The organism is Paracoccus pantotrophus (assembly GCF_008824185.1).
Classification (GTDB): Bacteria; Pseudomonadota; Alphaproteobacteria; order Rhodobacterales; family Rhodobacteraceae; genus Paracoccus; species Paracoccus pantotrophus.
On the sequence record NZ_CP044423.1, the window covers coordinates 1,307,593 to 1,331,475 of the forward strand.

Annotated in this window: 20 protein-coding genes; 7 read left to right on the plus strand and 13 right to left on the minus strand. The window is 68.0% G+C overall.

The genetic code is table 11. The features are described from left to right. Position 1 precedes the first annotated feature (1 nt). Together ESD82_RS06330 and ESD82_RS06335 are read left to right on the plus strand one after the other, a co-directional pair. Positions 2-1,372 (plus strand): pyruvate dehydrogenase complex E1 component subunit beta, encoded by a 1,371-nt coding sequence (locus tag ESD82_RS06330; protein ID WP_147428739.1) that lies wholly within the window; start codon positions 2-4, stop codon positions 1,370-1,372. A gap of 12 nt (positions 1,373-1,384) precedes the next feature. Next, a complete protein-coding gene (locus tag ESD82_RS06335; RefSeq protein WP_024844926.1) occupies positions 1,385-2,692 on the plus strand; it encodes a pyruvate dehydrogenase complex dihydrolipoamide acetyltransferase in 1,308 nt (435 codons plus the stop codon). A 107-nt stretch (positions 2,693-2,799) separates the two neighbouring features. On the opposite strand, the gene ESD82_RS06340 is transcribed toward ESD82_RS06335, so the two are convergent. The 3 genes from ESD82_RS06340 to ESD82_RS06350 form a co-directional block, all read right to left on the minus strand. Beyond that, the gene (locus tag ESD82_RS06340) at positions 2,800-5,856 is read right to left on the minus strand and encodes an efflux RND transporter permease subunit (protein WP_147428738.1); all 3,057 of its coding nucleotides are present in this window, start codon (positions 5,854-5,856) and stop codon (positions 2,800-2,802) included. Continuing rightward, positions 5,853-7,019 (minus strand): efflux RND transporter periplasmic adaptor subunit, encoded by a 1,167-nt coding sequence (locus ESD82_RS06345; protein WP_147428737.1) that lies wholly within the window; start codon positions 7,017-7,019, stop codon positions 5,853-5,855. The genes ESD82_RS06340 and ESD82_RS06345 overlap by 4 nt, the downstream gene beginning before the upstream one ends. Before the next feature lie 69 nt (positions 7,020-7,088). Continuing rightward, entirely contained in the window at positions 7,089-7,871 is a 783-nt protein-coding gene (locus ESD82_RS06350) for a division plane positioning ATPase MipZ (protein ID WP_024844929.1), read from the minus strand. 271 nt (positions 7,872-8,142) lie between these two features. On the opposite strand from ESD82_RS06350, the gene ESD82_RS06355 reads away from it, so the two are divergent. Continuing rightward, complete coding sequence (locus tag ESD82_RS06355; RefSeq protein WP_024844930.1) at positions 8,143-8,391, plus strand: hypothetical protein; 249 nt, start codon at positions 8,143-8,145, stop codon at positions 8,389-8,391. Next, on the plus strand, positions 8,388-8,594 hold the full coding sequence (locus tag ESD82_RS06360; RefSeq protein ID WP_024844931.1) for a hypothetical protein: 207 nt from the start codon (positions 8,388-8,390) through the stop codon (positions 8,592-8,594). Before ESD82_RS06355 ends, ESD82_RS06360 begins: the two co-directional genes overlap by 4 nt. A gap of 121 nt (positions 8,595-8,715) precedes the next feature. Here ESD82_RS06360 and rpmE read toward each other — a convergent pair whose 3' ends face one another. The 9 genes from rpmE to ESD82_RS06405 all read right to left on the minus strand — a co-directional run bounded on the left by rpmE (position 8,716) and on the right by ESD82_RS06405 (position 16,148). After that, positions 8,716-8,937 carry a 50S ribosomal protein L31 gene (gene rpmE, locus ESD82_RS06365; RefSeq protein WP_011750118.1) on the minus strand — a complete coding sequence of 74 codons (222 nt, stop codon included), beginning with the start codon at positions 8,935-8,937 and terminating at the stop codon, positions 8,716-8,718. A gap of 11 nt (positions 8,938-8,948) precedes the next feature. After that, the gene (gene rplS / locus ESD82_RS06370; RefSeq protein WP_024844932.1) at positions 8,949-9,329 is read right to left on the minus strand and encodes a 50S ribosomal protein L19; all 381 of its coding nucleotides are present in this window, start codon (positions 9,327-9,329) and stop codon (positions 8,949-8,951) included. Continuing rightward, positions 9,326-10,195, minus strand: a complete 870-nt coding sequence (gene trmD, locus ESD82_RS06375; protein WP_147428736.1) for a tRNA (guanosine(37)-N1)-methyltransferase TrmD — start codon at positions 10,193-10,195, stop codon at positions 9,326-9,328. Before trmD ends, rplS begins: the two co-directional genes overlap by 4 nt. Then, complete coding sequence (rimM, locus tag ESD82_RS06380; protein WP_024844934.1) at positions 10,192-10,695, minus strand: ribosome maturation factor RimM; 504 nt, start codon at positions 10,693-10,695, stop codon at positions 10,192-10,194. The genes trmD and rimM overlap by 4 nt, the downstream gene beginning before the upstream one ends. Beyond that, positions 10,695-11,069 (minus strand): 30S ribosomal protein S16, encoded by a 375-nt coding sequence (rpsP, locus tag ESD82_RS06385; protein ID WP_024844935.1) that lies wholly within the window; start codon positions 11,067-11,069, stop codon positions 10,695-10,697. Before rpsP ends, rimM begins: the two co-directional genes overlap by 1 nt. 46 nt (positions 11,070-11,115) lie before the next feature. Beyond that, positions 11,116-11,412 carry a chorismate mutase gene (locus tag ESD82_RS06390; RefSeq protein ID WP_024844936.1) on the minus strand — a complete coding sequence of 99 codons (297 nt, stop codon included), beginning with the start codon at positions 11,410-11,412 and terminating at the stop codon, positions 11,116-11,118. Between the two features lie 54 nt (positions 11,413-11,466). Continuing rightward, complete coding sequence (locus tag ESD82_RS06395) at positions 11,467-12,009, minus strand: GNAT family N-acetyltransferase (RefSeq protein ID WP_147428735.1); 543 nt, start codon at positions 12,007-12,009, stop codon at positions 11,467-11,469. 4 nt (positions 12,010-12,013) lie between these two features. Next, the gene (gene ffh, locus ESD82_RS06400; RefSeq protein WP_024844938.1) at positions 12,014-13,510 is read right to left on the minus strand and encodes a signal recognition particle protein; all 1,497 of its coding nucleotides are present in this window, start codon (positions 13,508-13,510) and stop codon (positions 12,014-12,016) included. 679 nt (positions 13,511-14,189) lie between these two features. Continuing rightward, positions 14,190-16,148 carry a protein meaA gene (locus ESD82_RS06405; protein ID WP_147428734.1) on the minus strand — a complete coding sequence of 653 codons (1,959 nt, stop codon included), beginning with the start codon at positions 16,146-16,148 and terminating at the stop codon, positions 14,190-14,192. A 697-nt stretch (positions 16,149-16,845) separates the two neighbouring features. Here ESD82_RS06405 and ESD82_RS06410 point away from each other — a divergent pair. After that, a complete protein-coding gene (locus ESD82_RS06410) occupies positions 16,846-18,216 on the plus strand; it encodes a sigma-54-dependent transcriptional regulator (RefSeq protein ID WP_024844940.1) in 1,371 nt (456 codons plus the stop codon). Further along, the gene (locus ESD82_RS06415; protein ID WP_024844941.1) at positions 18,209-20,218 is read left to right on the plus strand and encodes a sensor histidine kinase; all 2,010 of its coding nucleotides are present in this window, start codon (positions 18,209-18,211) and stop codon (positions 20,216-20,218) included. Before ESD82_RS06410 ends, ESD82_RS06415 begins: the two co-directional genes overlap by 8 nt. A 58-nt stretch (positions 20,219-20,276) precedes the next feature. Here the strand turns inward: ESD82_RS06415 and ESD82_RS06420 are convergent, their stop codons facing one another. Continuing rightward, positions 20,277-21,929, minus strand: a complete 1,653-nt coding sequence (locus tag ESD82_RS06420; RefSeq protein WP_024844942.1) for an OFA family MFS transporter — start codon at positions 21,927-21,929, stop codon at positions 20,277-20,279. A gap of 570 nt (positions 21,930-22,499) precedes the next feature. Here ESD82_RS06420 and ccrA point away from each other — a divergent pair. Next, positions 22,500-23,789, plus strand: coding sequence for a crotonyl-CoA carboxylase/reductase (gene ccrA / locus ESD82_RS06425; RefSeq protein ID WP_024844943.1), 1,290 nt, complete (start codon positions 22,500-22,502; stop codon positions 23,787-23,789). Positions 23,790-23,883 lie beyond the last annotated feature (94 nt).

Here is a 23,883-nt window from a genome sequence, read left to right on the forward strand (position 1 = left end):
CATGGCAACCGAAATCCTGATGCCCGCCCTGTCGCCGACCATGGAGGAAGGCACGCTGGCCAAATGGCTGGTCAAGGAAGGCGATAGCGTGAAATCCGGCGACATCATCGCCGAGATCGAGACCGACAAGGCCACGATGGAGTTCGAGGCCGTGGACGAGGGCATCCTCGGCCGGCTGCTCATTGCCGAGGGCACCCAGGGGGTCAAGGTGAACACCCCCATTGCGGTCCTGGTCGAAGAGGGCGAATCCGCCGATGCCGCCCCGGCACCGAAAGCCGAGCCCGCACCCGCCGAGGCCAGGGCCGAGGCTCCGTCCGCTCCGGCGCAGGCGGCCGCCCCTGCCCCGACCCCGGTCGCGGACCAGTCGCCCGACTGGCCGGAAGGCACGCCGATGAAGATCATGACCGTGCGCGAGGCCCTGCGCGAGGCCATGGAAGAGGAAATGACCCGCGACGAGACCGTCTTCCTGATGGGCGAGGAAGTCGGCGAATACCAGGGCGCCTACAAGATCAGCCAGGGCCTTCTGGACAAGTTCGGCCCGCGCCGCGTCGTCGATACGCCGATCTCGGAAATCGGCTTCGCCGGCATCGGCACCGGTGCGGCGCTGGCCGGGCTGCGTCCCATCGTCGAGTTCATGACCTTCAACTTCGCCATGCAGGCCATCGACCATATCATCAACTCGGCCGCCAAGACGCTTTACATGTCCGGCGGCCAGATGGGCTGCCCGATCGTCTTCCGCGGCCCGAACGGCGCCGCCGCCCGCGTGGCGGCCCAGCACAGCCAGGACTACGCCGCCTGGTATGCGCAGATCCCCGGCCTCAAGGTGGTGATGCCCTATTCGGCGGCCGACGCCAAGGGCCTGCTGAAACAGGCGATCCGCGACCCGAACCCGGTGATCTTCCTGGAAAACGAGATCCTCTACGGCCGCAGCTTCGAGGTGCCGGATCTTCAGGATTTCACCATTCCCTTCGGCAAGGCCAAGATCGTGCGTCCCGGCCGCGACGTGACCCTGGTCAGCTTCGGCATCGGCATGGTCCATGCGCTCGAAGCCGCCGAGAAGCTGGCGTCGGAAGGCATCGAGGCCGAGGTGATCGACCTGCGCACCCTGCGCCCCATCGACTACGCCACGCTGATCGAATCGGTCAAGCGCACCAACCGCTGCGTGACGGTGGAGGAGGGCTTCCCGGTCGCTTCGATCGGCAACCACCTCTCGGCCCATATCATGGAAAACGCCTTCGACTATCTCGACGCGCCGGTGATCAACTGCACCGGCAAGGACGTGCCCATGCCCTATGCCGCGAACCTTGAAAAGCACGCGCTGATCACCTCCGACGAGGTGGTAGCGGCGGTCAAGAAAGTCACCTACCGTTAAGGAGCGAGCGAGATGCCGACAGAAATCCTGATGCCCGCGCTTTCTCCGACCATGGAAGAGGGCACGCTGGCCAAATGGCTGGTCAAAGAGGGCGACGAGGTCAAATCCGGCGACATCATCGCCGAGATCGAGACCGACAAGGCCACGATGGAGTTCGAGGCCGTGGACGAAGGCAAGCTGGGCAAGATCCTGGTGGCCGAGGGTACGGCGGGGGTCAAGGTGAACACCCCCATCGCCGTGCTGCTGGAAGAGGGCGAATCCGCCGATGACATCGGCGCCGCCCCGGCGGCCAAGGCGGAAGCCAGGCCCGAGGCGGCGACAGCCGAAGCCGCCCCGGCAGCGACGGCCGCCGCCGTCGCCCCTGCCCCGGCCGCGCCGAAATCGGCGGCGGGCGGGCGCATCTTCGCCTCGCCGCTCGCCCGGCGCATCGCGGCGGAAAAAGGCATCGACCTTGCCGGCGTGACGGGTTCCGGCCCGCATGGCCGCATCGTCAAGGCGGATGTCGAAGGCGCCAAGCCCGGCGCGGCCAGACCCGCCGCCACTGATGCCCCGAAAGCCGCCGCTCCTGCCCCGGCGGCCGCAGCCCCCGCCAGTCCCTCCGCGGAAACCATCCTCAAGCTCTATGCCGACCGCGAGACCGAGGAGGTGGCGCTGGACGGCATGCGCCGCACCATCGCCGCCCGCCTGTCGGAAGCCAAGCAGACCATCCCGCATTTCTACCTGCGCCGGTCCGCGAAGCTCGACGAGTTGATGAAGTTCCGCGCCATGCTGAACAAGCAGCTGGAATCGCGGGGCGTGAAGCTGTCGGTGAACGACTTCATCATCAAGGCCTGCGCCTTGGCCCTGCAAGAGGTGCCGGATGCGAACGCGGTCTGGGCCGGCGACCGCATCCTCAAGCTGAAACCGTCGGATGTGGCCGTCGCCGTGGCCATTGAGGGCGGGCTCTTCACCCCGGTCCTGAAGGACGCGCAGCAAAAGACGCTGTCCGCCCTCTCGGCCGAGATGAAGGATCTGGCCAACCGCGCCAAGACCAAGAAGCTCGCGCCCCACGAGTACCAGGGCGGCAGCTTCGCCATCTCCAACCTCGGCATGTTCGGGATCGAGAATTTCGACGCGGTGATCAACCCGCCGCATGGCGCGATCCTCGCCGTCGGTGCCGGCATCCAGACCCCGGTGGTCGAGAATGGCGAGGTGGTGGTCCGCAACGTCATGTCGATGACCCTCTCGGTCGACCACCGGGTGATCGACGGCGCGCTCGGCGCCCAGCTGCTGGAGGCCATCGTCAGGCACCTGGAAAATCCCATGGGCATGCTGGCCTGAACCCGGCCGCCAGGAACGAAGAAAAGGGGGCCCCCACCGGCCCCCTTTTTCTTTCTTGTCCAAATATCCCGCGGGGGTCCGGGGGCGCGAAGCCCCCGGCAGCGGCCTCACTCGCCGGCCGGCTCCGGTGCCGCGTTCAGCCCGATCCGCCGCCGCAGCCAGCCTGCCACCCGCACCTGCCCGCCATGGATAACCGAGAACAGCGAAGGCACGAACAGCAGCGACAGCAGCGTGGACAGCAGCAGGCCCCCGATCACCGCGATGGCCATGGGCGAACTGAACTCGGCCCCCTCACCGGTGCCAAGGGCCGAGGGCACCATGCCCGCGGTCATGGCGATGGTGGTCATCACGATGGGCCGGGCGCGCTTGTGCACCGCATCCAGGATCGCCTCGCGCTTCTCCACGCCGCGGTCTATGGCGCTGACCGCGAATTCCACCAGCATGATGGCGTTCTTGGTCACGATGCCCATCAGCATCAGGAAGCCGATCACCACCGCCATGCTGATGGAATTGCCGGTCAGGAACAGCGCCAGGATCGCGCCGCCGATGGCCAGCGGCAGCGACATCAGGATCGAGACCGGGGTGACGAAATTGTGAAACAAGAGCACCAGCACCACATAGGTCAGCAGCACGCCCGAGATCATCGCCACGGTGAAGGCCTGGAACACCTCGGCCATGATCTCGGCATCGCCCGAGGGCTGGATCTCGGTCCCGGCCGGCAGCTCGACCCGGTCCTGCAGGGCCGTGACCTGGGCATTGACCGGCCCCAGCAGCGCGCCGCCGGCCAGATTCGCCGAAACCGTCGTGCGATAGCGCCGGTCGTAGCGCCCGATCTCGGTCGCCCCGGCCGAGATCGACACATCCGCCACCGCCTCCAGCGGCACCTGCCCGGCCGAGCTTGGCACCCGCAGGTTGCGCACCGTCATCAGGTCGCGCCGGGCGGACTCGTCCAGCCGCACCATGATCGGGATCTGCTTGTCGCCGGTGTTGAACTTGGCCAGGTTCGATTCCGTGTCCCCCAGCGTCGCCACCCGCAGCGTCGTCGCCAGCGCGCTTGCCGTCACGCCCAGCTGGGCCGCGACCTCGGGGCGGGGATGGACCTGGATCTCGGGCCGTAGCAGGCTGGCCGAGGATGTCACCCCCTCCAGCGTGGACAGGGTCTTCATCGCCGCCATCAGCCGCTCGGCCGCCTCGGCCGCGCCTGCCTCGGTATCGCCCAGCACCGAAATGGACAGGTCGGCATTGCCCTCCTCGTTCTGGAAATTGATCCGCAGGTCGGGGATCTGCGACAGGTCGCGCTTCAACTCGTCCTCGATGGCGAAGCTCGATCGCTCGCGCTCTTCCTTGGGGCCGTAATTGACCATCAGCTTGGCCTTGGCCACGTCGTCCTCGCCGCCATTGACGAAGACCGAGCGCACTTCGGGCACCGCCTTGATGCGCGCCGAGATCATCCTTGCCACGGCTTCGGTTTCCGACACCGTGGCGCCCGGCGGCAATTCGATGCTGATCTGGCTGCGCCCGACATCCGAGGCCGGGATGAACTCGGTCGGCAACAGCGTGGCGGAAAAGATCGAGCCGGCAAAGACCCCCAGCCCCATCAGCAACGTCAGCCCGCGATGGCGCAGCGTCCAGCGCAGCACCGCCATCAGCCTCCGCAGCACCGGTCCGTCGCGCTCCTCGGCCAGCCGCGTGTTGTCGCGCAGGAAATAGGCCGCCAGCATCGGCGTGATCAGCCGCGCCACCAGGAGCGAGAACAGCACCGAAACCGCGACGGTCAAGCCGAACTGCTTGAAATACTGGCCCGGAATCCCGCCCATGAAGCTGACCGGGGCAAAGACCGCGACGATCGAGAAGCTGATGGCGATGACGGTCAGGCCGATCTCGTTCGCGGCCTCCATGCTGGCCTCATAAGCGGGAACGCCCATGTTGATGTGCCGCACGATGTTCTCGATCTCGACGATGGCGTCGTCGACCAGGATGCCGGTGACAAGGGTGATCGCGAGCAGGCTGATGCCGTTCAGCGTGAAGCCCAGCCAATGCATGACGAAGAAGGTCGGGATGATCGACAGGGGCAGCGCCACGGCGGCGATCAGCGTCGCGCGCCAGTTCCTCAGGAACAGGAACACCACCACCACCGCCAGCGCCGCGCCCTCGTAGAGCGTCTCCATGGTCGAGTGATAGCTGCCCGAGGTATAGGTCGTCGCATCGTCGATCAGGGTGATGCGGGTGCCGGGGTTGCGGGCCTCGATCTCGGCGATGCGGGCCTTGGTGCCGTCGCCGGCCTCCAGGTCCGATTCGCCGCTGGCGCGGAAGACGCCGAAGGCCACCACCGGCTGGCCGTCGAGCAGGGCGAACTTGCGTTCCTCGCTGGCGCCGTCGGTGACGCTGCCCAGCTGGTCCAGCCGCACCGTGCGCCCGCCCCCGATCAGGATCGGCGTCGCGGCCAGCCGGGCCACGTCGCCCGCCGATCCCAGCGCACGGATGGAATATTCCGTGCCGGCCAGGTCGCCGCGCCCGCCGCCCATGTCGATGTTCTTGGCCCGCAGCTGCTCCGAGATCTCGGCCGCCGTCAGCCCGAAGGCCAAGATGCGATGCGGGTCCAGATCCACGTTGATCTGCCGGTCGGCGCCCCCGATGCGGGTGATGCTGGCCACGCCCGGCACGGTGGAGAGATCGCGCGACACCACGTCGTCGACGAAATCCGACAGTTCCTCGATGCTCATGCCGGGATTGCTGACGGCATAGGTCAGGATCGCCATGCCGCTGATATCGATGCGGTGGATCAGCGGCTCGACGATGGATTCGGGCAGGTCGGCGCGGACATTGGCCACCGCGTCCTTGACATCGTTGACGGCGCGGTCGGTATCGGTCTCCAGCTCGAACTCGACATAGATGCGGGCCGAACTGTCGGTCGCAGAGGAGGTGATGTGCCGCACGCCGGTGATCGAGGCGATGGAATCCTCGATGGGCTGGATCACCTGCCGGGTCAGTTCCGAGGGCGCGGCACCCGGCTGGCTGACCACCACGCTGACCAGCGGCAGGTCGATGTTCGGCATGGCCGTCACCGCCAGCCGGCTGAAGCTGTAAAACCCCATCAGCATCAGCACCAGGAAGATCGCGATGGGTGGCACCGGATGGCGTATGGACCAGGCCGAGAAGTTCATGGCGCCGCCCGCACCTGGTCGCCGCTGCGGAAGAAGGCGCCGGCGCGGGCCACGACCGTCTCGCCCGGCGCGACGCCTTCCAGGATCTCGCGCCGGCCCTGCCAGATCAGCCCGCCGCGGACCTCGCGCGTCTCGATCCGGCCGTCCTTGACCACCTGCACCCGCTCGCCCGAGGCATCGGCCAGGACGGCTGACGCAGGCACCGTCACCGCCTGCCGCCGGTCGGTGATGATCCAGCCGCTGGCGAAAAGCCCGGTCCGCAACCGCGGATCGGGGTCCAGCGCGATGCGCGCCGGCCCCAGCCGCGTCACCGGATCGACGGCGGCCGGCACCAGGCGCAGCTGGCCCTGGACGCGGCCAAGGCCCGCGACCTCGATCTCGGCGGCATCGCCGGGGTGTAGCTGGCTCAGCGCGGTCTCGATCACATCGGCCTCCAGCTCGACCTCGCCGCCGGCAATCAGGGTGAAAAGCGGCTCGGCCCCGCCGCCGGGAATGGCGCCCAGCCGCACGGTGCGGGCCACCACCAGCCCGTCGACCGGGGCGATGATGCGGGCATGGTCCAGGTTCAGCTGCGCGATGCGCCGCGCCGCATCGGCCTGCGCCAGGGCGGCACGCGCCACGCCCAGCCCGTCCGAGGCCGAGGCCGCAGCCGCGCGCGCCGAGGCCTCGGTGGCGACGGCCTGGTCCAGCACCGCCTGGCTGGCATTGCCGCTTTGCCGCAGGCTGCGGGTGCGCTCCAGCGCCGCAACCGCCTGGGTCAGGCTGGCCTGGGCGCTGGCGATCTGGCTTTCGGCCTGGCTGATCCCGGCCTCGGCGCGCTGATATTCCGCCTCGGCCTGGGCCAGTTGCGCCGACAGCACCTTATCGGACAGCCGCGCCAGCACCTGCCCGGCCTGGACGCGGTCGCCGACCTCGGCCTCGATGCCGGTGATCTCGTGTCCCGAGACGAGGGCATGGACCTGCACCTCCTGCCGGGCGACCAGTGAACCCGAGACCGGCACCCGCGCCTCGATCCAGTCCTGCCGGGCGGTGGCCAGCGTGACCACCGGCAATTCGGGTTGCTCGACGGCACCCGCCGTCTCGGCCATGACCTTGCCGCCCGGCCCCAGGGCCAGGGCCAGGGCCAGCACCGCGATTCGGGTGATCCGGCAGGCTGCCGTCATCGTCCCCTCCAATCCAATCTGCCGCGCAACATAATGGCGCCGGCCATCGGCAACAATGCCGGCCGGGTTTCAGAAGGAAACGCTGACGCCGGGTAGGTTCAGCTCGCCGATCAGCTCGCGCAGTTCCTGCCGGGCGGCGATGTTGGACATGTTGAGCTGTTCCGTGCCGATGTCCTTGAGATCCAAGAGCGTCAATCCGCGCGGAAACAGCTCGCGGAAGATCACCCGCTCGGAGAAGCCCGGCGCCACGCGAAAGCCGATGCGCTTGGACAGCGTGGTCAGCGCGCCACCGACCTTGCGCTTGTTGTGCATGGCCTGCGTGCCCAGCCGGTTGCGCAGCACCAGCCAGTCGATCGGCCCGGCCCCCGCCTCGCCGCGCAGCTGGCGGGCGGACCAGACCATCTCGGCATAGATCGAAGGGCCGAGGATCCTGCCCTCGGGCGACAGGCGCGCCAGAAGGTCGAAATCGACGAAACTGTCGTTCATCGGCGTGATCAGCGTATCGGCCAGCGTATGCGCCATCTGGCTGAGCCGGGTATGCGAGCCGGGACAGTCCAGCAGGATGAAGTCGCATTCCGCCTCGAGCGCGGCCACCGCCTGCGACAAGGGGTCCGGGCCGCCCTGCGTCTCGGGCTCCAGCCGGCCCAGCAGCGGCGTGGGCAGGTCCAGCCCCTCGCGTTGGGCGAAGGCGGCCCGGTTCTCCAGGTAGCGGCCGAAGCTGCGCTGGCGCACGTCCAGGTCCAGCGCACCGACCCGGTGGCCCATGCGCGCCAATGCGGTCGCCACATGCATCGAGGTCGTGGACTTGCCCGAACCGCCCTTTTCGTTCCCGACGACGATGATATGCGCCACGAATCCCCCTGCGATGCCGGCCCGCGTCGCGCCGGACAATAGGCCGCGCCCGGCACGATGAAAAGCGCCGAGACCGGCCGAATCGCGGCCCGGCGCACGCTTTTCGCAGCGGGACAGCCCTGCCCCGCCGGCCGTTCAACCGTTTGTTCCAGCTTCATTCTTTCATCACGACAAAGCCGGTAGATATTTATCTTGAAAAACACGATCAACTATGTCGTTATATAGCGGTGCCGGAAGCCCCGGCCGGGTCAGTCAAGGGAAGGAGCCAAAGATGACCATGCTGAACCATCTGTCGGCCTTTGCCGATCGCGCGCTGCAGGCCGCCATGCCTGCCTCGCCCCGCTATGCCGTCAGCCTGATCGACCGGCGCACGGGCAAGCCGCATCGCATTTCCGGCATTCCGCTGCGGCTGATCACCTGCGACCCCTTCGAGACCGCGCGCGACCTGATGCGCCACCGTGATCCGGCGCGCTGGGATACCGCCATCCATCGCCTCGACCGGAAAGGAGCGATCCAATGATCCACGCCGTTTTCTCTAGGCCGAACCGCGGCTATGCCACCATCGCGCTGTCGCCCTATCAAAGCGCGCAGGGCCCGGTGCTGCGCGAATATCGCGACGGCCGTGTGGTGATCGATACCGGCCGGGGCGAGCTGACCGGCCTGGCGCTGAACCGCACCCCGAGCATGCCGGCCTGGATGCCGATCTTCGGCCTGGCCTATTGAGCCGCCGATCCGTCGCGGCCGGCCTTGCGCCACCGCACGCGCCAGGGCCGCCCACCGCCCGCCGCAACGAGAAACGCCGCCCCCAAGGGGGCGGCGTTCGCAATTCCGGTCGGCAGCGGGATCAGAAGCCCAGGCCGGCGTATTTGTTCTTGAACTTCGACACGCGGCCGCCGGTGTCCATCAGCTTGGCCGAGCCGCCGGTCCAGGCGGGGTGCGAGTTCGGGTCGATGTCCAGCGACATGGTGTCGCCTTCCTTGCCCCAGGTCGAGCGCACCTGATAGGTGGTCCCGTCGGTCATCTTGACCTCGATCAGGTGGTAGTCGGGATGGATGTCTGCTTTCATGGCGCGTCTCCTCAGGCCTTGGCTTCGGCTTTGGGCTTGTAGTTGCTGACCTCGGCGATGCGGGCGGACTTGCCGCGGCGATCGCGCAGGTAATACAGCTTGGCGCGGCGGACGCGGCCACGGCGCACGACAGTGATCGAGTCGATGTTGGTCGAATAAAGCGGGAAGACGCGCTCGACCCCCTCGCCGAACGAGATCTTGCGCACGGTGAACGAGGCGCCGATGCCGCCGCCCTTGCGCGAGATGACCACGCCTTCGTACATCTGCACGCGGGTGCGGGTGCCTTCCGTCACCTTGTAGCCGACGCGAACGGTGTCGCCGGCCTTGAAATCGGGGATGTCCTTGCCGAGCGCGGCGATCTGCTCGGCTTCCAGTTGGGCGATCAGGTTCATCGCTTTGGTTCCTTCGGTTGCTCGCGGTAGTCCCGCGATTGGTCTGATGCGCCCGAGAGCTGTCGGTCCTTTGCCGGGTCCATATGAGCCTGCTCATATGCCCGCCACAGGTCGGGGCGGCGTTCCTTGGTCAGCCTTTCGGCCATGTCGTGCCGCCAATTGGCAATAGCCGCGTGATTGCCGGACAAAAGCACCTCCGGGATCGCGCGGCCTTCCCAAAGGGCGGGCTTCGTGTACTGCGGATGTTCCAGCAGGCCGCCATGGTCCGGGGAAAAGGATTCCTCGGCCAGAGAGTCCTGATTCCCCAGCACGCGCGGTATAAGGCGAACCGTCGCGTCGATCAAGACCTGAGCGGCCAGCTCGCCGCCGGTCAGGACATAGTCGCCGATGCTGATCTCTTCGACGCCATGGGCGTCCAGCACACGCTGGTCCACGCCCTCGAACCGGCCGCAGATCAGGGTCATGCCGGGGCCCTGCGCCAGTTCGCGGGCGCGGGCCTGGGTAAAGGGCTTGCCGCGCGGCGAAAGATAGATCACCGGCAGGTCGGCCCCCGCCTCGCGCAGCGCCGCGTCCATGACATCCGGGCGGATCACCATGCCGGCGCCGCCGCCGGCGGGCGTGTCGTCCACGTTGCGGTGCCGGCCAATGCCAAAGGGACGCAGGTCGATGCTGCGCAGGTTCCACAGCCCCTCGGTCAACGCCCTGCCGGTCAGGGAAAGGCCCAGAACCCCCGGAAAGGCCTCGGGGAACAGCGTGACGACCTGGGCGGTCCAGGCGCCCCTGACCTGCGGCTCGGCCATCAGGTCGCGCGGCTGCAGGCTGGCGCGGATCGACAGCCGGCCGTGGGATCTCGGCGCATCGCTCATTCCTGCTCGTCCGGCGGGTCGGCGACGATGCGGCCGGCGGCCAGGTCCACCGTGGGCACGAAGGCGCGGGTAAAGGGCAAAAGCAGCACCCGCCGCCGGCCGGGCCCGTGGATCTCCAGGATGTCGCCCGCGCCATGGTCATAGATCGCGCGGACCTTGCCGAGCAGCGCCCCGCCGGTGTCATGGACCGACAGGCCGATCAGGTCGGCATGGTAGAATTCGTCGTCCGGCAGCGCCGGAAGCTTGTCGCGGTCGGCCCAGAGCGTGACGCCCTTCAGCGCCTCGGCCTGTTCCCGCGTCTCGACGCCCGACAGCCGGGCGCCAAGCCCGCCCGTCACCGGCCGCGTCAGGCGGACGGTGAACGAGCGGCTGCCGTCTTCGGTATAAAGCGGGGCATAGGCGGCAATATCATTGGGCTGCGAGGTAAAGCTTTTCAGCCTCACCTCGCCCCGGACGCCGAAGGCGCCCGCGATCGCACCGACGCAGACCCGCTCGGTCATTATTCCGAAGCGGCTTCTTCGGCCGGGGCGTTGGCGGCGGCTTCACGCGCGGCGCGCTTTTCGGCGCGTTCCTTGGCGGCCTTGCCGGGCTCGCCCTTCTTCAGGTTCTTGCGCTCGGTCTTTTCCTTGACGCCGGCGGCCTCCAGGAAGCGGGCGACGCGGTCGGTCGGCTGGGCGCCCTGCGACAGCCAGTATTGCACGCGCTCGAGGTTCATCTTGATACGATCCTCGGAATCCTTGGGCAGGAGCGGGTTGTAGGTGCCCAGCTTTTCAAGGAAGCGGCCGTCGCGCGGCATGCGCGAATCGGACGCGACGATGGCGTAATGGGGGCGTTTCTTCGAGCCACCACGGGCCAGGCGGATTTTCATTGCCATTGCGTTTTCTCCTTTGGAATGGCGGGGTTGGCGGGAAGATCCCGCCTCAGGGAAGGAAGGTCTCGTGATGCCGGATCACTTCGGCGATCACGAAGTTCAGGAATTTGCGCGCGAATTCCGGGTCCAGGTCGGCCTCGCGCGCGAGGCGTTCCAGCCGCTCGATCTGGCTCGCCTCGCGGGCGGGATCGGACGGAGGAAGGTCGTGTTCGGCCTTGAGGCGGCCGACGGATTGGGTGTGCTTGAACCGCTCGGCCAGCGTATAGACCAGGATCGCGTCCAGCCGGTCGATGCTGGCGCGATGCTCTTTCAGCAGGGTCGCGGCGCGGGCGGTCGGATCACTCATTCGGGTCTCCAGCGATTGCAATGCGCGGCGCCGCATCTGGACGGGACGCGCCATTCATGCCGCACCTGTGGCGGGATGGCGAAAGACATGCGGCGGCGCGCGGTCGTCGCCGAAATGCGGCGACTCCGCCAAGGGGTCATGCGCGGCACCAAGCCGACGGGCCAGCGCGACCGAACGCACATTCGCCGGGTCGATATAGCTCACCGGCCGCGCCCAGCCGAGCCTGCGGACCGCGAAATCGCGCGCCGCCAGGGCCGCCTCATGCGCATAGCCCCTGCCCTCCAGCCCGCCGGACCACAGCGTCCAGCCGATCTCATGTTCGGGCCAGCCGTCGGGAAACCACGGCCCGACCGCCCCCAGCGCCCGGTCCGATCCGCGCTCGGTCAGCACGAACATGCCATAGCCGCGCAGCACCCAATGGCCGATGAAATGGCCAAAGGCGCGCCAGGACTGGCCGGGCTGCGCCATCGGCCCGCCGACGAAGCCGGCGCGGTCGCTTTCGAAGAAATCGCGCCATGCCGGCCAGTCGCCGGCCTGCGGGGCGCGCAGGACCAGCCGCTCGGTCGTCAGCACGGGCGTGTCGGCAAGCCGGATCATGCGCTCACTTCTTCCCGAACAGGCCGGAAAGCCCGCCCGGCAGGCCCATGCCGCCCAGCTGGCCGCCCAGCCCCTTGGGGTCTTGCAGCATCCGGGTGGCCTCGGCCATCTTCTCGGGATCAACATTGGCCATGTCGGGCAGCCCGCCGCCCTTGCCGGTCATGGCCCGCATGGCCTGTTTCAGCATGCCGCCCTTGCCCATCTTGCCCAGCTTCTTCATCGTGTCGGCCATCTGCTTCTGCATCTTCAGAAGCTTGTTGAGCTCCGACACCTCCATGCCCGCCCCGGCGGCGATACGCTTCTTGCGGCTGGCCTGCAGCAGGTCGGGATTGGCGCGTTCCCTTTTCGTCATCGAGTTGATCAGCGCGATCTGGCGCTTGATCGCCTTGTCGTCGAAGCCGGCGGCCTCGGCCTGCTTGGCCATCTTGCCCATGCCGGGCATCATGCCCATGATCGACTGCATGCCGCCCATCTTGAGCATCTGCTCAAGCTGGCCCCGCAGGTCGTTCATGTTGAACATGCCCTTCTGGAAGCGCTTCATCATGCGCTCGGCCTGCTCGACCTCCAGCACCTCCTGCGCCTTCTCGACCAGCGCCACGATGTCGCCCATGCCGAGGATGCGGCCGGCGATGCGCTGCGCGTCGAAGGCCTCCAGCGCGTCCATCTTTTCGCCCAGGCCCACGAAGCGGATCGGCTTGCCGGTCACGGCGCGCATCGACAGCGCCGCGCCGCCGCGGCCGTCGCCGTCCATCCGGGTCAGCACCACACCCGAGATGCCGACCTTGCCGTCGAACTCGCTGGCGACGTTCACCGCGTCCTGACCGGTCAAGCCGTCCACGACCAAGAGCGTCTCGCGCGGGCTGGCCACGTCGCGGACGGCCTGCACCTCGTCCATCAGCACTTCGTCGATATGCAGCCGGCCGGCGGTGTCGAGCATGTAGACGTCATAACCGCCCAGCGTCGCCTGCTGCTTGGCGCGCCTGGCGATCTGCACCGCATTCTCGCCCGGCACGATGGGCAGGGTGTCGACACCGATCTGCTGGCCCAGGATCGCCAGCTGCTCCATCGCGGCCGGGCGGTTGGTGTCGAGCGAGGCCATCAGCACCCGCTTCTTCTCGCGGTCCTTCAGGCGCTTCGCCAGCTTCGCCGTGGTGGTGGTCTTGCCCGAGCCCTGAAGCCCGACCATCAGGATCGGCGCCGGGGGATTGTCGATCCTCAGCGCATCGGGCGCGCCCTCGCCCTGCAAGACCTTGATCAGTTCGTCATGGACGATCTTGACGACCTGCTGGCCGGGGGTGATCGACTTGGTGACGGCGCTTCCGGTGGCCTTCTGCGTCACCGCCTTGACGAAGCTGCGCGCCACGGGCAGCGAGACATCGGCCTCCAGCAGCGCGACGCGGACCTCGCGCATGGCGGCGGCGACGTCCTCCTCGGACAGCGCGCCCTGCTTGGTCAGCCGGTCGAAGACGCCGCCAAGGCGGTCGGACAGGTTTTCAAACATCGGCGGCCCTCCAATGGTTGCCGTTTGCCCGAAAAGCACGGGCGCGAATAAACAGATGCGCCCCCGTGGGCGCAACGCGCTGACGGGGGGCGATCCCCGGCAAGACGGGGACCGGAAGGACGGACCTTCCGGGAATCCCGGCGTGGATAGGGCCAATACCCGTCAAAGTCAAGCGCGCGCCGGCGGGGCCCGCCCCGGCCGTGGGGAATCCTCGCACTTCGGGAACCGGGCCATGCCCCGTCCCGTCAGCCACTTCCCGGTGCCCTCGTTCGACGCGACGTGCAAGACTTCGCGCTGCACCACCGCAGGGTTGCCTGGGGCCGGGCCCTGCATCCCGCGCAAGCGTTCCGCGCGCCCCGGCGCCATCCGGTCCTGAGCAGACACGTCGCTGCCCGTTTCGCAGCGATGTCCGAGGGGTCGCGAACGCCGAGGCCGGACCCAACCGCAACGGCATCCATGCCGCCGCCGATATCGGCAGGCCGCGGCCGCCCGGCCCATCACATGCCTCCGCCCCTCGTGGCGCCCGTCGTGTGTGTGGGGGGGGCCATCGCCGCGCTTCTTCTGCCGGCGAAGGGCTGACGGCATGGCTGCGATGCGAGTATTTGTGAAACGGTGAAGGATGAAGCCGCGGCCTCTCCTTTCACCGTTTTCCAAATACTCATGAGACCGGGCAACCGGATCAGGCCGCGGCCTCCCTCGGCTCGACCAGAGCGACAATATCCATCATGATGCGGTTGAGTTCGAAATCCTTGGGCGTGTAGACCCGCGCCACGCCCATGCCGAGCAGCCTCTCCGCGTCTTCGTCGGGGATGATGCCGCCGACCACGACCGGGACATGCGAAAGGCCAGCTGCACGCATGCGCTCCATCAGTTCCTCGATCAGCGGCAGGTGGCTGCCCGACAGGATCGACAGGCCGACGACATGGGCATTGTCCTCGGCGGCGCGGGTCACGATCTGCTCGGGGGTCAGGCGGATGCCTTCATAGGTGATGTCCATGCCGCAGTCGCGGGCGCGGAAGGCGATCTGCTCGGCGCCGTTGGAATGGCCGTCGAGGCCGGGCTTGCCGACCAGGAACTTCAGCCGCCGGCCCAGGCGGCGGCTGACGGCATCCACGGCCTCGCGGATCGGCTCGAGCCCCTCGGTGCGGTTCGAGGGGCTGGTCGAGACCCCGGTCGGGCCGCGATATTCGCCATGCACCTGGCGCATCACCGCCGCCCATTCGCCGGTGGTCGCCCCGGCCCTGGCCGCGGCGATCGAGGGCGGCATCACGTTCTGCCCCCCCTGCGCGGCATCGCGCAGCGCGGCGAGGGCGGCCTCGACGGCCGGCTCGTCGCGCGCTTCGCGCCAGGCACGCAGCCGGGCGACCTGATCCTGCTCGACCGCCGGGTCCACGACCATAATGCCGCCATCGCCCGCGGTCAGCGGCGAGGGCTCGCCCTGCTGCCAGCGGTTGACGCCCACCACCACCGTCTCGTTCGCCTCGATCCGGTTCAGCCGCTCGGCATTCGATTCGACCAGCCGTGACTTCATGTATTCGATGGCGGCGATGGCACCGCCCATCTCGTCCAGCGTCGCCAGTTCGGCGCGGGCGCCGGATTTCAGCTCCTCGACCTTGGCGGCAATCACCGGGTTGCCGTCGAAAAGGTCGCCGTATTCCAGCAGGTCCGTCTCATAGGCGACGATCTGCTGCATGCGCAGCGACCATTGCTGGTCCCAGGGCCGCGGCAGGCCCAGGGCCTCGTTCCAGGCCGGCAATTGCACGGCGCGGGCGCGGGCGTTCTTCGACAGCGTGACCGCCAGCATCTCCAGCAGGATGCGGTAGACGTTGTTTTCCGGCTGCTGCTCGGTCAGGCCCAGGCTGTTCACCTGCACGCCATAGCGGAAGCGGCGGTATTTCTCGTCCTCGATGCCATAGCGGGTGCGGCAGATTTCGTCCCAGAGCTCGGTGAAGGCGCGCATCTTGCACAGCTCGGTCACGAAGCGGATGCCGGCATTGACGAAGAAGCTGATGCGCCCGACCATGGCCGGGAAATCCTGCGGCTCGACCTTGGTCTTCAGGTCGTCCAGCACCGCGATGCCGGTGGCCAGAGCATAGGCCAGTTCCTGCTCGGGCGTCGCCCCCGCCTCCTGCAGGTGGTAGGAACAGACGTTCATCGGGTTCCATTTCGGCAGGTGCTTGGCCGTATAGGCCGCGACGTCGGTGATCATGCGCAGCGAGGGTTTCGGCGGGCAGATATAGGTGCCGCGCGACAGGTATTCCTTGATGATGTCGTTCTGCACCGTGCCTTGCAGCCTGGCGATGTCGGCGCCCTGCTCCTCGGCCACGGCGATATAGAGCGACAGGAGCCAGGGCGCCGTCGCATTGATCGTCATCGAGGTGTTCATCTGCTCAAGCGGGATCTGGTCGAAGAGCATGCGCATGTCGCCCAGGTGGCAGATCGGCACGCCGACCTTGCCGACCTCGCCCCGCGCCAGGACATGGTCGCTGTCATAACCGGTCTGGGTCGGCAGGTCGAAGGCCACCGAAAGCCCGGTCTGCCCCTTGGCGAGGTTGCCTCGATAGAGTGCGTTGGATTTCTCGGCGGTCGAATGGCCCGCATAGGTGCGGAAGAGCCAGGGTTTGTCTTTCTCGGCCACGATTGCCCTCGCAACAATATTACGACTGGCCAAGCGATAGCGTAACAATCCTGCCCGGTCAATTCGCCGCAGCGCAGAGAGAGTTTTTTGCCGCGATCATCGGCGGGCTACTGAATCGGCAGGCGGTTAAGGCCCATTTCTGGGGTTTCGGCACCCATTTCCCAGGTCATTAGCGCCCATCCGATCGGTTCGATCAGTTATTTTATTTTATTACAATCACTTACCAGACCGGCCTGAAACCGGCAGTTCGGATCGCTCATCGCTCTGCCTGACGACCGCCCTTCGGCTCCTCCCGTTGACGAAACAGCCGCTGCCGAAGATGGTCGCAACACGCCCTCCGGGGCTGGCGACCATGCAGATGCAGAAGACCGCCGCTCTGGACCCCACCCGTTCCGCCCTTCTCCACCGGCAAGGCACCGCTCTCGCGACCGATGCGGGCTTGGCCTTGAAAGCCGGCCGTCATGCCTGCCGATTCCGCCCCTGCCATGACCCGCATCCCTTTCGCCGAGACCCGCTTTCCGCTTGCAGGCCGGCCCCAGGCCGAGATCCGGTTGCGCCTGAGGCGGCCTTGCCGAGAGATCCGGACATTTTGTCTGTATTTTTTGGACAAACTGTCTGTTGATCTTTTGTTCTGGATTGCGCGGAATGCTTGCCAGGGAGCGGTTCCCGGTGCGACTGTCCGGGCAGGGAGCGCAGCATGGCAGGCGAGAACGACCCCCGTGCCGTGCCGGCCGCCGCCGATGGCGGGGCGCTGGCGCAGGCGACGATCCTGGTGATCGAGGACGAACCGGGGATGCGCCATTTCCTGGAACGGATCCTGGCGCCCAAATGCCGCGGCCTCCGGCTGGCGGCGAATACGGCCGAGGCCAGCAGGCTGATCGCCGAGACCGATTTCGACCTGGTGATCCTCGACAACATGATGGAGGGGCAGCGCGGCGTGGAATGGCTGCGCGACCAGCGGGCCCTGGGCTTCTTTCCGCCCGCGATCATGACCACCGGCCATGCCGACCTGGAAACGGCGATCCGGGCCGTGCAGGCCGGCGCCTCGGATTTCCTGCTGAAGCCGTTTCGCACCAACCAGCTGCTGGCGGCGGCGGCGCGCTGCCTGGACCGCGAAAGGCTGCGGCGCGAGAACCTGGTGCTGCAGCAGGAGCTGCGCAACAATGTCGACCTGGGCCGGATGCGCGAGGAGCTGATCGGCAGCTCGCCCGCCATCGAGCGGGTGCGCCAGCTGATCGCGCGCGTCGCGGCGGCGCCCAGCTCGGTGCTGGTCACCGGCGATTCCGGCACCGGCAAGGAGGTCGCGGCGCGAATGATCCACGCGCTGTCGGACCGGGCCGAGATGCCCTTCGTCGCGGTGAACTGCGCCGCGATCCCGCCCGACATGCTGGAGGACGAGCTGTTCGGCCATGTCCGGGGCGCCTTTCCCGGCGCCGACCGCGACCGCGAGGGGCTGTTCGCCTCGGCCCGCGGCGGCACGCTGTTCCTGGACGGGGTCGCCGAACTGCCGGTCGGCCTGCAGGCCAAGCTGCTGCATGCCATCGACGACCGCCGCATCCGGCCGCTGGGCTCCGAGCGCGAGACCGTGGTGGACCTGCGGCTGGTCTTTGCCGCCAGCACCGACCTGGACCGTGCCGTGGCCGAGGGGCGGCTGCGGGCCGACCTGCTTTACCGCATCAACGTGCTGCATATCGCGATGCCGCGACTGGCGGAACGCGGCGGCGACATGTTCGACCTGGCCGCGCTGTTCATGGAGGGGCTGTCGCGCAAGCTGGGGCTGCCGGCGGTGCCGATCACCCCCGAGGTGCGGGCGAACATGGCCGCCTATGACTGGCCCGGCAATGTGCGCGAATTGCGCAACGCCGTCGAGCGGGCGCTGATCCTGGGCCGGTTCACGCCGCTGACCGCCACCCTCGGCGGCCGCGACGGCCCGACCCTGGCCGAGATCGAGCGCCGCGCCATCCTGGGCACGGTGGCCGCCTTCGACGGCGACCGCGAGGCGGCGGCGGCGCGGCTGGGCATCTCGCGCAAGACCATCGACCGCAGGCTGGCGGACTGGAATGGCTGAGGCGGCGCGGCCAATCCGCCATTCCGTCCGCCACAAGCTGCTGGCCATCGCCCTGCTGCCGGTGCTGGTGATCCTGCCGGTCCTGCTGGGGCTGACCATGTATCAATGGTCGCTGAAATTCGACCGGCTGCTGCTGGTCAAGGTCAACAGCGACCTGACCGTGGCCAGGCAATACCTGGACCATATCCTGGACACGACCGGCGAGCGGATCGAGATGCTGGCGCGCTCGGCGGAATTTTCCCGCACGACCGACATGGCGGCGCTGCTGGACAGGCAGCGCCGGCGGCTGGGGCTGGACTACCTTTACCTGGCCGGGCCGGACGGGCGGATCCTGGCCGCCAGCCCCGCCGGGGCCCGGCCCGGCCCGCCGGCAGGGCCGGCCCCGGCGCGGGGGGCGCGCAGCACGCTTGCCCTGCTCGAGCGGGAGCAGCTGCGCGCCATTGCCCCTGCCCTTGCCGCCCGGGCCGAGATGAGCCGGCCGCGCGACGCTGTCGCGGGCGGCTCGGCGGCGGAAACCCGGGGCCTGGTCGCGCAATCCGTCGTCGCGGCCAGGCTGCCCGGCTCCGGCAGCGACCCCGGCGGCGGCACTGGCGGCGGCGGGGCGGTGATGGTCGCGGGCCTGCTTCTGAACGGCAACCTTTCCGTCGTGGACAGCATCAACGCGCTGGTCTACCCGCCCGGCAGCCTGCCCGAGCAAAGCCGCGGCACCACCTCGCTGTTCCTGGGCGACCTGCGGATCGCGACCAATGTCACCGATGCCGGCGGCGCCCGGGCCCTGGGCACCCGCGCCTCGGCCGCGGTGCGCGAGCGGGTGATCGGCCGGGGCGAGGTCTGGCTGGACCGGGCGCTGGTGCTGGAGCAATGGTATGTCTCGGCCTATGCGCCGCTGCGCGACGGGGCCGGCAAGGCCATCGGCATGATCTATGTCGGCATCCTCGAGCAGCCCTTTGCCGAGGCCAAGCGCCGTACCCTGGCCTGGGTGCTGGCCGGCTTCCTGCTGGCGGCGCTGGTGACGGTGCCGGTGTTCCTGCTTTGGGCGCGCAGCATCTTCCGGCCGCTGGAGCGGATCGGCGCGACCTTCGACAGGGTCCGGGCCGGCGACCTGGCGGCACGCACCGGCGTCACCCGCGGCGATGACGAGATCGGCGCGCTTGCCCTGGCACTCGACGGGGTGCTGGCGCGGCTGCAGGAACACGACCGGCGGCTGCGCGCCTGGAACAGCACCCTGAACCGGCGCGTCGAGGCGCGCACCGCGGCCCTGCACCGGGCCGCGCGCGAGCTGGAGGCCGCGACCTACCAGCTGGTGCAATCCGAAAAGCTGGCCGCCCTGGGCGAGATCTCGGCCGGGATCGCGCATGAGGTGAACAATCCGCTCGCGGTGATCCAGGGCAACCTGGACGTGCTGCGCGAGACCCTGGGCCCGGCCGCCGCCCCGGCCGAGACCGAGCTGCGGCTGATCGACGAACAGGTGCAGCGCATCTCGCAGATCGTGACCCAGCTGCTGGACTTCGCGCGGGCAGACCAGCCCGGCACCGATCCCGCCGCCGATCCTGGCACCGATCCGGCCCGGGCCCTGGCCGATTGCCTGCCGCTGGTGGGGCATATGCTTGCGCGCTCCTCGGTCGCGCTGCGCCAGGACATCCGCGCGACCCGGGCGGTCCGCATCGGCCGCATCGCCTTGCAGCAGGTGCTGGTCAACCTGATCGTCAACGCGGTCCATGCCATGCCGGAGGGCGGCGAGATCCGCATCCTCGGGCGGAACGAGGATCGCGGCGGCGCGCCGGGGGTGCTGCTGGAGGTCGCCGACGATGGCGAGGGCATCCCGGCGGCGCTTCAGGAGCGCCTGTTCGACCCCTTCGTCACTGGCCGCGCGGGCCGCGGCGGCACCGGCCTGGGCCTGTCGATCTGCCGCAGGCTGATCGAGCGGCAGGGCGGCAGCATCGCCGTCAGCAGCGGCAGCGGCGGCGGCAGCAGCTTCCGCATCTGGCTGCCCGCGGCGTGACCGGCAAGAGCCCCTGCGGCCATGCCGGCGCCATGGCCGCCGATGCCGGGCGGCCGGTTCATCCGAACAGCGCCGCCGTCTTCATCGCGGTCATCCACACGCCCCAGGCCAGCGGGATGCAGACCGCCGCCCAGGCCAGCAGCGCAGCAAGGTCGAAACGCCCGCGGTCGATGCCGAACGACCCGCTCTGGACAGGGCCGGCCGTGGCGGCGCTGGCCTGCAGGGCCGCGACCGCTTCGGGCTTCATGAACCATTTCTCGTCCAGCGGCCGCACCAGGGCGTTGCAGACGAGGCCCAGGGCAAGAAAGCCCGCGAGAATGTACATGGTATAGTCATAGGCCTGCGCCCGCGGCACGCCGGCCGCGATCTGCGCCTCGCGCAAATAGTTGACCACCACCGGACCGACGATCCCCGCCGTGGCCCAGGCGGTCAGCAGCCGGCCATGGATCGCGCCCACGAACTGCGTGCCGAAGACATCCGCCAGATAGGCCGGCACGGTCGAAAACCCGCCGCCATACATCGAGATGATGACGCAGATCATCGCCACGAACAGCACCTGGTTGCCCGAATGCGCCGCGCTTGGCGCCAGGGTGTAAAGTACGATCCCCAGCCCGAAGAAGATGAAATAGGTGGTCTTGCGCCCCAGCCGGTCCGAGGCCGAGGCCCAGCACAGCCGCCCGGCGATATTGAACAGCGACAGCAGCCCCGCGAAGCCGGCGGCAATCGCCGCGACCGCCGCCTTCTGGCCCGCATCCAGCTGGGTGAAGCCCAGATCGGGCCGTCCGACCAGGCGGCCGGCAAAGATCTCCTGCAGCATCGGCGACGCCATGCCGATCACCCCGATCCCGGCCGAGACATTCAGGCACAGCACCAGCCAGATCAGCCAGAATTGCCGCGTCTTGTGCGCATCCCCCACATGCACATGATGCTGGGTGATCATCTCGCCCCGAGGCGCGCGCGCCTTGGGCTGCCAGCCTTCGGGCTTCCATCCCGCGGGCGGCACGCGATAGCCGAACGACCCGGCCATCATGAACACGAAGTAAATCGCGGCCATGACGAAGAAGGCCTGCCAGACGCCGACCTCGGTCGGGGACTGGAAATGGTTCATCAGCCGGTCCGCCAGCGGCGCCCCGATCATCGCGCCGCCGCCAAAGCCCATGATCGCCATTCCCGTCGCCAGGCCGCGCCGGTCCGGGAACCACTTGATCAGCGTCGAGACCGGGGAGATATAGCCAAGCCCCAGCCCGATCCCGCCGATAAAGCCCGAGCCGAGCCACATGAGCCAAAGCTGATGGCTCATCACCCCGATGCCCGAAATGACCATGCCGCCGCACCAGCAGAATGCCGCGACGACCCCGGCCTTGCGCGGCCCCGCCGTTTCCAGCCACCCGCCCCACAGCGCCGCCGAGGAGCCCAGCAGAACGAAGAACAGCGTATAGATCCAGCCCAGATCCGCGATGCGCCAGTCGCAACTGGTCGTCACCAGCGCCGCAAGGACGCTCATCCCTTCGCAGACAACAGGCGCGCTGAGGCCGATGGCCCGCGACAGGGGCAGCCAGAACACCGAAAAGCCGTAGGCCATGCCGATACACAGATGAATCGCCAGCGCGGTTGGCGGCACCAGCCACCGGTTGAAGCCAGGCTGCGCAATCGTGCGCTCGCGAGACAGTAATGGCGTTCGGAATCCCGTAGCGTCTTCTATGGCTGTCATCGCTTCCCTCCCCTGAAATAGACTGCGTGTGGCATCCGGAGTGGATCGCAAGATCCGTGTCGCCCCGCCCCTTCCTGAGGATCAAGGCCCGTCGCAAGACCCTCCCCCTTGGGTCGCGCAGGCAGTTTCTGAATTGAAGATATTGATTTCAATGGACAATATGTCCATCCGGCCGGACAAGTTGTCCAAGCCCGTCATAAAGCCGAGCGATGACGCGCCCTGGCGAGCTAAATGAATGAATTATTCCATTGCCGCGGCGGACATCGGTTTTCCGCTCGGCCGGACACCGGCGCGGGAAGCCCGGCCCTGCACCGTCCGGCTGCTGGCCAAGGCCCGACCGGGGTGGCAGCGGGACGATCGACAAGGCCTTGGAAATGCCCGCGCAAGGGACGAGGCGCGGGTCTCCGCTGCATCGCGGCGGTTCGCAGATTCGTTACGACAGATTATTACAATTTCCGCGTCAGGAATATTGCAATGTTGCGCAGACCCTCTTACAACCGGCTCTGCAACCCGCACTGATTCTGCGCCGCGGCGGAAGCCCGGCGGAAAGCGGCAAAAGAGGACTCTGAGATGGCCCTGGACCAACCCACCCCGATCGCGCCCTATGACGCACCGGAAAAGGATCTCTACGAGATCGGCGAGATGCCGCCTCTGGGCTATGTGCCCAAGCAGATGTACGCCTGGGCCATCCGCCGCGAACGTCACGGCGAGCCCGACAAGGCGATGCAGGTCGAGGTGGTGGAAACTCCCGCCATCGACAGCAATGAGGTGCTGGTCCTGGTGATGGCGGCGGGCGTCAACTACAACGGCATCTGGGCCGGCCTCGGGGTGCCGATCAGCCCCTTCGACGGCCATGGCGCGCCCTATCACATCGCGGGCTCGGACGCCTCGGGCATCGTCTGGGCGGTGGGCGACAAGGTCAAGAACTGGAAGGTCGGCGACGAGGTCGTCATCCATTGCAACCAGGACGACGGCAATGACGAGGAATGCAACGGCGGCGACCCGATGTATTCGCCCAGCCAGCGCATCTGGGGCTACGAGACGCCGGACGGCAGCTTCGCCCAGTTCACCCGCGTGCAGGCCCAGCAGCTGATGAAGCGCCCGCGCCACCTGACCTGGGAGGAATCGGCCTGCTACACGCTGACGCTGGCCACCGCCTACCGGATGCTGTTCGGGCACGAGCCGCATGAGCTGAAGCCGGGCATGAACGTGCTGGTCTGGGGCGCCTCGGGCGGGCTTGGCAGCTTCGCGATCCAGCTCATCAACGCCGCCGGCGCCAATGCGGTCGGCGTCATCAGCGACGAGGACAAGCGCGACTTCGTCATGTCGCTGGGCGCCAAGGGCGTCATCAACCGCAAGGACTTCAAGTGCTGGGGGCAACTGCCCAAGGTGAACACGCCCGAATACAAGGAGTGGTTCAACGAGGTGCGCAAGTTCGGTAAGGCGATCTGGGACATCACCGGCAAGGGCAACAATGTCGACATCGTCTTCGAACATCCCGGCGAGGCGACCTTCCCGGTCTCGACCTTCGTCTGCAAGAAGGGCGGCATGGTGGTGATCTGCGCCGGCACCTCGGGCTTCAACTGCACCTTCGACGTGCGCTACATGTGGATGCACCAGAAGCGCCTGCAGGGCAGCCATTTCGCGCATCTGAAACAGGCCAGCGCCGCCAACAAGCTGATGCTGGAACGCCGCATCGACCCCTGCATGTCCGAGGTCTTTCCCTGGGCCGAGATCCCGGCCGCGCATCTGAAGATGCTGCGCAACGAACACAAGCCCGGCAACATGGCGGTGCTGGTGCAGGCCCCCGTGACCGGGCTGCGCACCTTCGAGGACGCGCTGGAGGCGGGGCGCCGCTGACCCCGATCCCGGCGCATGCGGACCGCCCGGCGCGAGAAGGCGCCGGGCGGTCTTTTCCTTGCCAAGGCCGCGACAAAAAGCCGCTGCCTTGGCA

Excerpts from the sequence above, each read along its gene's own strand:
- ESD82_RS06420 (WP_024844942.1), bottom strand. The coding sequence starts at position 21,929 with ATGACAGCCATAGAAGACGCTACGGGATTCCGAACGCCATTACTGTCT.
- ESD82_RS06345 (WP_147428737.1), bottom strand. The coding sequence starts at position 7,019 with ATGACGGCAGCCTGCCGGATCACCCGAATCGCGGTGCTGGCCCTGGCC.
- ESD82_RS06360 (WP_024844931.1), top strand. The coding sequence starts at position 8,388 with ATGATCCACGCCGTTTTCTCTAGGCCGAACCGCGGCTATGCCACCATC.
- rplS (WP_024844932.1), bottom strand. The coding sequence starts at position 9,329 with ATGAACCTGATCGCCCAACTGGAAGCCGAGCAGATCGCCGCGCTCGGC.
- rimM (WP_024844934.1), bottom strand. The coding sequence starts at position 10,695 with ATGACCGAGCGGGTCTGCGTCGGTGCGATCGCGGGCGCCTTCGGCGTC.
- ESD82_RS06330 (WP_147428739.1), top strand. The coding sequence starts at position 2 with ATGGCAACCGAAATCCTGATGCCCGCCCTGTCGCCGACCATGGAGGAA.
- ESD82_RS06390 (WP_024844936.1), bottom strand. The coding sequence starts at position 11,412 with ATGAGTGATCCGACCGCCCGCGCCGCGACCCTGCTGAAAGAGCATCGC.
- ESD82_RS06335 (WP_024844926.1), top strand. The coding sequence starts at position 1,385 with ATGCCGACAGAAATCCTGATGCCCGCGCTTTCTCCGACCATGGAAGAG.
- ESD82_RS06355 (WP_024844930.1), top strand. The coding sequence starts at position 8,143 with ATGACCATGCTGAACCATCTGTCGGCCTTTGCCGATCGCGCGCTGCAG.
- ESD82_RS06340 (WP_147428738.1), bottom strand. The coding sequence starts at position 5,856 with ATGAACTTCTCGGCCTGGTCCATACGCCATCCGGTGCCACCCATCGCG.
- ccrA (WP_024844943.1), top strand. The coding sequence starts at position 22,500 with ATGGCCCTGGACCAACCCACCCCGATCGCGCCCTATGACGCACCGGAA.
- rpsP (WP_024844935.1), bottom strand. The coding sequence starts at position 11,069 with ATGGCAATGAAAATCCGCCTGGCCCGTGGTGGCTCGAAGAAACGCCCC.
- ffh (WP_024844938.1), bottom strand. The coding sequence starts at position 13,510 with ATGTTTGAAAACCTGTCCGACCGCCTTGGCGGCGTCTTCGACCGGCTG.
- trmD (WP_147428736.1), bottom strand. The coding sequence starts at position 10,195 with ATGAGCGATGCGCCGAGATCCCACGGCCGGCTGTCGATCCGCGCCAGC.
- rpmE (WP_011750118.1), bottom strand. The coding sequence starts at position 8,937 with ATGAAAGCAGACATCCATCCCGACTACCACCTGATCGAGGTCAAGATG.
- ESD82_RS06415 (WP_024844941.1), top strand. The coding sequence starts at position 18,209 with ATGGCTGAGGCGGCGCGGCCAATCCGCCATTCCGTCCGCCACAAGCTG.
- ESD82_RS06395 (WP_147428735.1), bottom strand. The coding sequence starts at position 12,009 with ATGATCCGGCTTGCCGACACGCCCGTGCTGACGACCGAGCGGCTGGTC.
- ESD82_RS06410 (WP_024844940.1), top strand. The coding sequence starts at position 16,846 with ATGGCAGGCGAGAACGACCCCCGTGCCGTGCCGGCCGCCGCCGATGGC.